The sequence below is a fragment of the Mycobacterium sp. genome, assembly GCF_032159565.1.
Taxonomy (GTDB): domain Bacteria; phylum Actinomycetota; class Actinomycetes; order Mycobacteriales; family Mycobacteriaceae; genus Mycobacterium.
In genome coordinates this window covers 65536-76022 of the sequence record NZ_JAVHWR010000108.1, presented here as the reverse complement: position 1 = coordinate 76022, position 10487 = coordinate 65536, and the positions used below count along the sequence as shown (strand labels likewise).

Annotated in this window: 9 protein-coding genes; 5 read left to right on the top strand and 4 right to left on the bottom strand. The window is 64.2% G+C overall.

The window, feature by feature from the left end; all coding sequences use genetic code 11:
* Nucleotides 1–222: NUDIX hydrolase (locus QOC76_RS13610; RefSeq protein ID WP_526357360.1), on the top strand; the 222-nt coding region annotated here is incomplete at its 5' end.
* A gap of 78 nt (nt 223–300) precedes the next feature.
* On the opposite strand, the gene QOC76_RS13605 is transcribed toward QOC76_RS13610, so the two are convergent.
* Nucleotides 301–882, bottom strand: coding sequence for a hypothetical protein (locus QOC76_RS13605; protein WP_526357364.1), 582 nt, complete (start codon nt 880–882; stop codon nt 301–303).
* On the opposite strand from QOC76_RS13605, the gene typA reads away from it, so the two are divergent.
* Nucleotides 860–2749, top strand: a complete 1890-nt coding sequence (typA, locus tag QOC76_RS13600) for a translational GTPase TypA (RefSeq protein WP_526357359.1) — start codon at nt 860–862, stop codon at nt 2747–2749. The genes QOC76_RS13605 and typA overlap by 23 nt on opposite strands.
* Here typA and QOC76_RS13595 read toward each other — a convergent pair.
* Complete coding sequence (locus tag QOC76_RS13595) at nt 2746–3711, bottom strand: hypothetical protein (protein ID WP_526357358.1); 966 nt, start codon at nt 3709–3711, stop codon at nt 2746–2748. The two genes, typA and QOC76_RS13595, sit on opposite strands and share 4 nt — an antisense overlap.
* A gap of 534 nt (nt 3712–4245) precedes the next feature.
* On the opposite strand from QOC76_RS13595, the gene QOC76_RS13590 reads away from it, so the two are divergent.
* A complete protein-coding gene (locus QOC76_RS13590; RefSeq protein ID WP_526357357.1) occupies nt 4246–6138 on the top strand; it encodes an ABC transporter family substrate-binding protein in 1893 nt (630 codons plus the stop codon).
* Between the two features lie 118 nt (nt 6139–6256).
* Here QOC76_RS13590 and QOC76_RS13585 read toward each other — a convergent pair whose 3' ends face one another.
* Together QOC76_RS13585 and QOC76_RS13580 are read right to left on the bottom strand one after the other, a co-directional pair.
* Complete coding sequence (locus QOC76_RS13585; protein WP_526357356.1) at nt 6257–7546, bottom strand: chloride channel protein; 1290 nt, start codon at nt 7544–7546, stop codon at nt 6257–6259.
* A 172-nt stretch (nt 7547–7718) separates the two neighbouring features.
* Nucleotides 7719–8030, bottom strand: coding sequence for a hypothetical protein (locus QOC76_RS13580; protein WP_526357355.1), 312 nt, complete (start codon nt 8028–8030; stop codon nt 7719–7721).
* A gap of 931 nt (nt 8031–8961) precedes the next feature.
* Between QOC76_RS13580 and mshB the strand changes: the two genes are divergently transcribed.
* On the top strand, nt 8962–9846 hold the full coding sequence (mshB, locus tag QOC76_RS13575) for an N-acetyl-1-D-myo-inositol-2-amino-2-deoxy-alpha-D-glucopyranoside deacetylase (RefSeq protein WP_526357354.1): 885 nt from the start codon (nt 8962–8964) through the stop codon (nt 9844–9846).
* A 113-nt stretch (nt 9847–9959) separates the two neighbouring features.
* On the top strand, nt 9960–10379 hold the full coding sequence (locus tag QOC76_RS13570; protein ID WP_526357353.1) for a hypothetical protein: 420 nt from the start codon (nt 9960–9962) through the stop codon (nt 10377–10379).
* The last annotated feature ends 108 nt before the right edge of the window (nt 10380–10487 follow it).

Sequence of the window (10487 nt, the reverse complement as noted above, 5' to 3'; positions counted from 1 at the left end):
TTGGGCGACGACATCGCGCTGAACGAGGCGATGACGCTGCGCGCCTATCGGGTGACGCAGACCGGCGGCTTCCTTCGGCCCAACGACCACCGCGCACTGCGGTGGGTGACGGCTAACGAACTGGCCGGACTGCCGTGGGTGCCCGCGGATCGGGCCTGGGTAGCCGATCTTGCCCGGGCGCTCCACCACGAGGTGGACGCTGGCGAGAACAAGGTCGAGTAGGTGCCCGCGAACGTCGATTTGGAGGCTCTTCAACCCCAACTCATCGGGGGACAGCGGAGGATGCTGCCGTACCCCCGGTCAGTAGTGCAGCCGGTCACCCACCACGCGAACGTCGCTGCCGGTGCGCCGGTGGTGCAAGGAGTAGAGCGGATGTGTGAGCACCGGGTGACGGCAATGCGGGCAGGACGCCTGCGCACTATTCGCTGTCGAGAACGCCAGGTGGTGACAGCCGGCGCAGCGGACGACGTAGAAGGCGCCCATCCAGTTCAGTAACCCCAGGTAGATCGCCGCGGTTGCCGCCGTCCCGATCACCGCGATGAGAGCAATCGTCAGAACCTCATAAGCCGACATATCCGCCACCTTCGCGCTCGCCTGCCGGGTAGCACCACGGTACGCCTGAATACGAGGGATGATCAGGAGTTTCGGGCCCGCTTGAACACCTTCGTCAGCTGCTTGCCCCGAATGCCGTTGCGCTCGGCCTTGCGCACCTGATGCACCACAACGGGGCATTTCTTGCAGCGCGGCCTGCTGCGACGGCACTTTTTGTTCGGTTTCAGGTCGGTCAGCTTGCTCGGCTTCAAGTGACGGGCATCTCTCGTTTTCGTAATCGGCCGACTGCACTGCGACAATCACCAGCGTGGATTTCCGGAATGTCGCCATCGTGGCACACGTCGACCATGGGAAGACGACCCTCGTCGACGCGATGCTGCGGCAGTCGGGCGCGCTGAGCCATCGCGGCGACGACGCGATCGAGCGCCTGATGGATTCCGGTGACCTGGAGAAGGAAAAGGGCATCACGATCCTGGCGAAGAACACCGCCGTGCACCGTCAGCACCCCGACGGCAGCATGACGGTGATCAACGTGATCGACACACCCGGTCACGCTGACTTCGGCGGTGAGGTGGAACGCGGGCTGTCGATGGTGGACGGGGTGCTGCTGCTTGTCGATGCATCCGAAGGTCCATTGCCGCAGACCCGGTTCGTGCTGCGCAAGGCCTTGGCCGCGCATTTGCCGGTGATTCTGGTGGTGAACAAGACCGACCGGCCCGATGCCCGTATCGCCGAGGTGGTTTCGGAGAGTCACGATTTGCTGCTCGACGTCGCCTCCGACCTCGACGACGAGGCGCAGAAGGCTGCCGAGGAGGCGCTCGGACTGCCGACGCTGTATGCGTCGGGACGCGCCGGCATTGCCAGCACTGTTGAGCCCGCCAATGGCGAAAATCCTGAAGGCGAGAACCTCGATCCGCTGTTCGACGTGCTTCTCGAGCACATCCCGCCGCCGCAGGGTGACCCGGAAGCCCCGCTGCAGGCGTTGGTGACCAACCTCGACGCGTCGGCGTTCCTGGGCAGGCTCGCGCTGATCCGCATCTACAAGGGGCGGATTCGGAAGGGCCAACAGGTCGCTTGGATGCGTGAGGTGGACGGTCACCCCGTCATCACCAATGCCAAGATCACCGAACTACTTGTCACCGAGGGCGTGGACCGGACATCGACGGATGAAGCCATCGCCGGGGACATCGTTGCCGTGGCGGGTCTGCCGGAGATCATGATCGGCGACACCCTTGCCGACACCGATCACGCGCACGCACTGCCACGGATCACCGTCGACGAGCCCGCCATCTCCGTCACGATTGGCACGAACACGTCGCCGCTTGCGGGCAAGGTGTCGGGTCACAAGCTGACCGCCCGAATGGTGAAGTCGCGGTTGGACGCCGAGCTCGTCGGCAACGTGTCGATCAAGGTCGTCGACATCGATCGGCCCGATGCCTGGGAGGTGCAGGGCCGAGGCGAGCTGGCGCTGGCCGTCCTCGTCGAGCAGATGCGCCGCGAAGGTTTCGAGCTGACGGTCGGCAAACCGCAGGTTGTCACGCGCACGATCGACGGAAAGCTGCATGAGCCGTTCGAAGCCATGACCATCGACTGCCCGGACGAGTACGTCGGCGCGATCACGCAGTTGATGGCGGCGCGCAAGGGCCGCATGGAGGAGATGACAAACCACGCAGCGGGTTGGGTCCGAATGGATTTCATCGTGCCCAGCCGCGGGTTGATCGGCTTTCGCACCGACTTCCTCACCGAGACACGTGGCACCGGCATCGCCAACGCGGTGTTCGACGGCTACCGGCCGTGGGCGGGGGAGATCCGGTCGCGGCACACGGGCTCGTTGGTGTCCGACCGGACCGGGACCATCACGCCGTTCGCGCTGACTCAACTGTCCGACCGCGGCACGTTCTTCGTCGATCCGGGGGAGGACACCTACGCTGGCCAGGTTGTCGGGATCAATCCGCGACCGGAGGATCTCGACCTCAACGTCACGCGAGAGAAGAAGCTGACCAACATGCGGTCGTCGACGGCGGATGTCTTTGAGACACTTGCCAAACCGATCGAGCTCGATCTGGAGCGCGCCATGGAGTTTTGTGCGACCGACGAGTGCGTCGAGGTTACGCCCGAGTTTGTGCGGGTGCGCAAGGTCGAACTGGACGCAACCACCAGGGCCCGTAGTCGGGCCCGGGCGAAAGCGCGCGGTTAGTTAGGCCCTTTAGCCGACGAAAAAGCCGGCCACGGATCGCACCGCGGCCGGCCTTTCGATCGTTCAGTTACTCGGTCGACGCCGGGGTGGTGTCCGCCTTCTTCTGGTCGTCCTTCTTCTTGAAGAGATTGCTCGGGCCACCGGTTGCGGGAGCGCGATGCCTGCCGACCGTGCTGGCGGTCGCAGTCCCACCGGAGGTGGCCCTCAGCGAGGTGAGGACTCGACTGCTTGGGCTTTCCGCTCTGCGGTGTCAGTATTCGTGCTGGATTCGTCTCCGGATCGCCACCGCCTGCGGCCTGCGGCAGCACATCGTCGACAGCGAACACGATGGGGTCCGTGACGTAGTTCGGCCCATCTATGTATGCCTGGAGTGCCAGGTACAGCTCCTTAATGCCGCCGCCACCGAGGCTGTTCTGGAGGCCCTGCGCGACGGCCGCGAGCCCCAACGGCGCGGTTACAGCGCTCTGGGCGGCGCGCAGAGCAGATACGCCGAGACAAGCCGCAGGCCTGGCCCCGGCATAGGCCGGACTGACCTCATTGCCGGCCGGCTGGGTCGCCGGCCCAACGCCCAGGCTGTCGGCGATTGCTTCGTTGACGTCATCTCTTGCAGCGATGAGCACAGCGGCACGGAATTGCGAGATAGCGCTATCTGCGTCCGGCTGCCTGGGATTGTCTGCGTCATCGCCACCGAGCGGCTCCGGAAGGAGATCGTCGAACGCATAGATCGCCGGATCAGCGGCCCACTGCGGCCCGTCAACAATCTCTTTCAGGATCGCCTGAGCAGCCGGGTTCTGGCCCTGTGCGAGCGCCATTGCAGCCGTTGCGAGGCCGATAGGCGTCGACGCGAGCCCAGTTACCGTCCGTTGTGCGGACAGGGCGAAGAGCTCGGGCACGCTCTGTGTGTACGGCGGTTGGACGACGGCCGCCGCGAGCGCAACGTCGGCGTTGACGCTTCGCAGCACCTCCGGCGCTTGCTGCGGCCGGCGCTGCGGCCATCACCCCCGCACCGACAAGCGCCACACCCGCCGTGACAGCGCCTTGCACACGTTCTTTTCTGTTCCCCCGGTTTTTGGTTTTGGATCCAACCCGATCTCGCGCCGAAGCTTAAGGCTCGAATCGGTTCAAAACAAGTTAGCTGAGCAACTTGGCCGTTGCCGCACGTCGAGCGGTGTGGTTCGTGTCGATGCCATCGGAAACCGCGGCTGGCGCGCCGGGGTAGGGAGTCTAATAAGAAACTCTCAGGGTTGAATGCAAATTGCGATAATCAATGGAAGGCGGCGTAAAGCGTCTTGAGCGCGCCCTCAGATTCGGGACTTTGGCAGACAGGCAGGCCAGTGCGCCCAGGCGTCGCCGGTGCCTACCTGCTGATGCATGAATCTACTGAACGTGTCCGAGCACAGCCAGCAACTATGTTTGCTATGACGGTTCGTAAATTATCTACCTGCGCTGACTTGTCGGCTCGCGAATCGGACCTCGGGACGGCTGTCGTTACCCTGTTGGGCGTGCCGACCGCCTACCTTCGTGAACGGATCACGCGAGGGGTAGTCGTCGCAGCATCGTTAGTCCTCGTCGCCGGGTGCACGGTGAGTCCGCCACCTGCGCCGCAGAGCACCGACACCACGGAAACCACGGCGCCTCCGCCACCGAAGGCGACGCAAATCATCATGGCGATCGACACGATCGGCCCGGGCTTCAATTCACACCTGCTGTCCGATCAGTCGCCGGTCAACGCGGCGATCAGCTCGTTGGTCCTGCCGAGCTCGTTCCGGCCCGTTCCAGATCCGGCGTCGCCGACGGGCTCGCGGTGGGAGATCGACCCGACGCTGCTGCTGTCGGCGGAGGTGACGAATGACAACCCATTCACCGTCACCTACAAGATCCGGCCCGAAGCGCAGTGGACGGACAACGCGCCGATCGCCGCCGACGACTACTGGTACCTCTGGCGGCAGATGGTCAGCCAACCCGGCGTCGTCGACCCCGCCGGCTACGACCTCATCACCGGCGTCCAATCCATTGAGGGCGGCAAGACGGCCGTCGTCACGTTCTCGCAGCCGTATCCGGCGTGGCAGGAATTGTTCAACGACATCCTGCCCGCGCACATCGTCAAGGACGTGCCGGGCGGATTCGCAGCCGGGCTGGCGCGAGCACTGCCGGTTACGGGCGGTCAGTTTCGAGTGGAGAACATCGACCCGCAGCGCGAGGAGATCCTGCTGGCGCGCAATGACCGGTACTGGGCAGAGCCTGCAAAGCCCGACCAACTCTTGTTTCGGCGTGCGGGTGCGACTGCGGCACTGGCGGATTCGATCCGCAACGGCGATACGCAGGTCGCCCAGGTGCACGGCGGTGCTGCCGCGTTCGCACAGCTGTCGGCCATCCCGGATGTCCGTACGTCGCGCATCGTCACTCCGCGGGTCATGCAGATGACGCTTCGCGCCCAGCAGCCCAAGCTCGCCGATCCTCAAGTGCGCAAAGGGATCCTGGGCCTGCTGGACGTGGATTTGTTGGCAGCAGTTGGTGCGGGCAGCGACAACACAGTGACGCTGGCTCAGGCACAGGTGCGCTCACCGTCGGATCCCGGTTACACACCGACGGCACCGCCCGCGTTGACCAAAGAGGCTGCCCTCAACCTTTTGGGTAACAGCGGTTATCAGCTGGTACCACTCGAGTCGCCGCCGACGCCGACGCCCGGCACTCCGGTGCCCGATGCGGATCGCGGGCGCATCACCAAAGACGGTGTGCCTTTGTCATTGGTGATCGGCGTGGCTTCCAACGACCCGACGTCGGTGGCAGTCGCCAACACCGCTGCCGATCAATTGCGCAATGTCGGTATTGAGGCGTCAGTGCTTTCGCTGGATCCCGTTGCGCTATATGCCGATGCCGTCACGCAGAACAAGGTCGACGCGATCGTCGGCTGGCACCAGGCCGGCGGCGACCTCGCCACCGCGTTGTCCTCGCGGTACGGATGCCGGGCGCTGGAAGCGACGGCGGTGTCAACCGCGACGACAGGCGTGACTCCGACGTCAACTCCGTCGTCGACGTCTCACACGCCGAACTCGCCGCCCACGGCCGCCACCACGACGGCGACACCGACGACGACAAGCCCCGCGCCGGAGTCCGACGCGCTCATTCAGGCGCCTTCCAACCTGACTGGCATCTGCGACCGGAGCATTCAACCGAAGATCGATGCTGCGCTGCGGGGGACTGAGAACATCGGTGATGTGATCGACGCGGTTGAGCCTCGCCTCTGGAACATGTCGGCGGTTCTGCCGATCCTGCAGGACACCACGATCGTCGCGGCTGGCCCTCGGGTGCAGAACGTCAGCTTGACGGGTGCGGTGCCGGTGGGCATCGTGGGCGACGCGGGCATGTGGGCCAAGAAACCGCAATAGCTTCCGAATAGAGATCGGCTCCCTTGTGAGTGCCCGTCACCGTCGACGATCGCACAAAGGACCGGCCGCCGCCTGTCCGACTTAGTCGCGCGCCTTTGTACACCGGTGTTTGTCATCGTCATTGCCAGCTTTTACCGGACCCGCCCTCCGGTGATGCATCGGCAGGAGAATCGACTGCGGCGTCACGCAATCTGCGCTGTTCTATCAGCAGGCGAAGCCAGTGGGCTGCGACCGCGGCTACCACAAACGGAATGAGTAACCACCATGGCGGCCTTGCCAGTTCCCACACGAAGATCGCGGCCCAGATCGGCGCCCGCTGAGTAATCGCCAGGACCCCGGCCGCACATGTTAGCGAGATTGCCGGAATGCTGACGTGATGCTCGGTCCAGCTGTTGATCGCCAAGGCCACGATGGATCCCAAGGCCGCACCGGTCGCCAGCGCGGGGGTGAGCATTCCGCCGACCGCCCCGGCACGCAGGAACAGAGCGGTGAGAAGTGGCTTCAGAAACAGAGTGACCACTGCCGCACCCAAAGTGAGCCCGCTGTCGAGGCTCACCGCCAGAATGCTTTTCCCATTGCCTGGCAGCTCCGGATACCGGATCGAACAGATGCCGATGAGCAGACCGGCCGCGGCGATCGCTGGTATCAGAACCCAGGACTTCATCACGGTCGCTGGGCGCGCCCGTGCCATGATGCGGTTGAACACGATACCCACGCCTAGAGCAAAGGGGGCGAGCACCAGTGCGAAAGCGGCCAGTAGATAAGACAGTTGGGGACTCGGCCATTCAAGCGGAGCGGCCTCGTGAGTGACGGGCGACGCCACGGCCACCGCAAGGCTGGAGGTGATCAGCGCAGCGCCGACGGCGCGAGGGTGCCAGGTCTTCAGCATGATGGCGGTCGCGAACAGCGCGCCGCCTACTGGCACGCTGTAGACCGCCGCCAATCCTGCCCCCGCCGCACAGGCGAGCAGAATCTCGCGGTCTCGCTCGGTCAGTGACCATCGTGATGTGCCGAGATCGCCCAGTGCTGCGGCGAATTGGCGCGGCGCACCTTCGCGCCCGAGGGATGCGCCCGATCCGACGATCAGCACCTGTAGTGCAGCGTCGATCGTCATCGTCAGGCGGGGGATCGGCCGGTGATTGGCGATGGTGTCCGCCAGCGGCGGCACCTCGGTCCGTCGGCGAAGCATCCACCACCCGAACCCGGCAAGCGCTCCGCCGATCATCGGGCCCACCGCCCGTCGCACCGGGCTGCTGCCGGTGACGCCAACCAGCAGTGTCCCAAACGAGTAGTGGTAGGTCAGGTGCTCGACCCAGCGCAGCAGCAGCGTCGTACACAAACCGGCGATTCCGGCCAGCAGTCCGACGACGATGATGCCGCAACAGAACTCAAGCGTCCGCCGACTCACGGAGTGAATCTATGTCACGGGTGCGCAGGCGGACGTCGACTTCTGCGGGAGGGTTGTGGCTGAGTCGGCAATTGCAGCCCTGAAGCAGATCTCGAGATGTTTGGCGAACCGGTCCTGCAAGCATCAGCCGGCCCGGGTTGCCCCGAGCCGGCTAATGGGCTCCGCATTCGCGCTAGCTTGCCGCTGGCGTCGCGTCTCCGCCGTCGTCCGTTTCGTTGTCGTGATCCAAGCCACCGGTGATGCGCTTGATCAGATCACGCACGGGTGTCTTGCCGATGCCTAACTCATGGCCGGCGGGACGGTTGACTGTGGACCCGTTGTCGCCGACCTGCGTCGCACTGTCGTCGCTCTTGCGATCCTGATGAAATGGGTTGAGCGCGCTTATGTCGAGGTTGACGAAGTTCTTGTGGTCCTTCTGGGTGAGGGCTGGTCCATCCGATGTGCCCTTGTTGTCGCCGGCGATACTGAGGTTTTGAGTGGTCACCAGAATGCCAGAGCGGGCGGGTCCTTAACTGACGACTTTGTCAATACGGTGGACGAAGGCAGATTCAGCTGTCGTCGCACACGACGACTCGCCTCGCCGCCTCCTCAGGATGCGGACAGCTAGGCCTCCCCAGACATGATTCGGCCCCGCTGTCGGTGGGTGTGAGGCACCAACAGCGGGGCCGATACGGAAGGCGATGAGTTACCTCAGCGACGGCTCCCCTCCGTCACCCGGACCCCAAGCCCGGGCTGTTCGCCTTCTGCGTCATGTTGAGTTTTCACTGGCAACTCATGATTGCTGCGCCATCTGTCAGCGAGGCCGCGATCTGAGAAGTCATCGTTCGTCTTTGTTGTCGCTATGACGCACGAATCTATTACATATCTGGAGCGAGCCTAATCACGATCCCGCAATCTCGTTGCGAACACAAGCACATGCCGTGAACTGCTTACTTAGCCGATTCCGGCCACTTCGCGCACATTTTCTGCTAATAGCAAAGTACAGCTCCGCGCCGGGCCTGTTGCATGCGCCGACTCTGGCCAGTGCGAGCCCATGGCCTCCGTAAGTCTGAGATAATTGCTAGAAAGCGTGATTTTTGCGAAAGTTTGCTGTTCGCCCGGCCAGGGACTCCACTACGCCAACTTTGCGCATGTCTCCGCTGGGCGGTGCCCTGTTGAACGTCCTTCCTGAAGTCGTCTGACAACCTGGTCCCGCGACGGGCGCGTCGCTCCGGCATAGCAACAAAATGACAAACTTGACAATGACATAGCCGTAGTAACTGACGCCGAAGCAAAAACTTATCTGATCTTGGCTTTTGCCACTCACGCCGCGTCGCTGAAACTGCCACCGGGGGGCCGAGCAGCTACTCAGACCGGACCTCGGTCCCGCCGAGTTGCTGACAGCACAGCACCACAACGCCGGTATCTTCGGTCCGATGCCCTCCCAGGACACGCCTCGTCTGCTCTTCGTCCACGCCCACCCGGACGACGAGACGCTGACGACCGGCGGCACCATCGCTCACTACATCTCCAACGGCGCCGACGTCCACGTCGTCACCTGCACCCTTGGTGAAGAAGGCGAAGTCATCGGCGAACGGTATGCACAGCTGGCCGTCGACAAGGCCGATCAACTCGGCGGCTATCGCATCGGTGAGCTGACCACCGCGCTCACCGCTCTCGGGGTCGAGGAGCCGAATTTCCTTGGCGGACCCGGACGTTGGCGTGACTCCGGGATGGAAGGCACCGAGCCGCGACACCATCAGCGGTTCAAGGACGCCGACATGCGCGAGGCGGTCGGCGAGCTTGTCGCCATCATCCGCCGCCTGCGGCCCCACGTCGTCGTCACGTATGACACCGAGGGCGGCTACGGCCACCCGGACCACATCCAAGCCCACCGCGTCACCACCGAAGCCGTTGCCGCATCGGCAAGCGACGACTATCCAGGCGGACCCTGGCAGGTGCCCAAGTTCTATTGGACCGTCAGCGCCACGAGCGCAATGGGCGCCGCCCTCGAAAGCCTCGATGGCGTGCCCGACGAATGGGCACGCGTATCGATCGACGACGTTCCGTTCGGCTACCCCGACGACAAGATCGACGCCGTCATCGACGCCAGCGACCACATGCCCGCCAAGGTCGCGGCGCTTCGAGCCCATGCCACCCAGGTCACCGTCGCTGCGAACGGTCGCTCCTGCGCGCTGTCCAGCAACATCGCCCTGCCCATCCTGGCTGAGGAACACTACATACTCGTCTCCGGCGAACCGGGCGAGCGCGACGCGCGCGGCTGGGAAACCGACCTCCTGTCCGGATTGAACCTCGGCTAACCAGCCGACACGCGATAAGCTTCCACCGAGTGGCCGCAGAGACAAAGGACAGTCATGGACCAAGATCTCGACCCGAACCTGCAGCACTGGCAGGACCGGCTGGACAGCTTCCAGTGGGTGGTCGGCTCGCTGACGTCGGTGCTCGACAGCATCCCGACCTGAGCCCGTCGTTCGACGACACTCGGGCTCTGCGTGCGGTCGTTCTCACTCTGCTCGCAGTCGACGGCGTCATCTCGGCCCTGCTTGCCGCCTTCTTTCTTTCAGTTCATCTCGGACTCGTTCCGTTGCCCATCAGCGCGCTGATCAGCGGCCTGCTCAACGCTGCGCTGGTCTGGGTCGGTCTTCAGTGGACGTCGACTCCGCGGTTGGCCGCACTACCACTGTGGACGTGGCTGGCCACGGTCGCCGCACTCACATTTCCGGGTCCCGGCGACGACGCAATCTTCAGCGCTCAATGGCTATTGCTGCTGCTGATCGTGGTGGGCGCCCTGCCCCCGGCGCTACTGCTGTATCGGCGAAGCCAGCCGCGCTAGCCGCGACTCGTCAGCGTCAGTGTCAGCGGAGGCGCGGTTCTTCGCTGCCCCCCTCGTCCTTGGCCGCCTGCTGCACTTGCTTGACGACCGTGTCGGCCCACGCCTGTA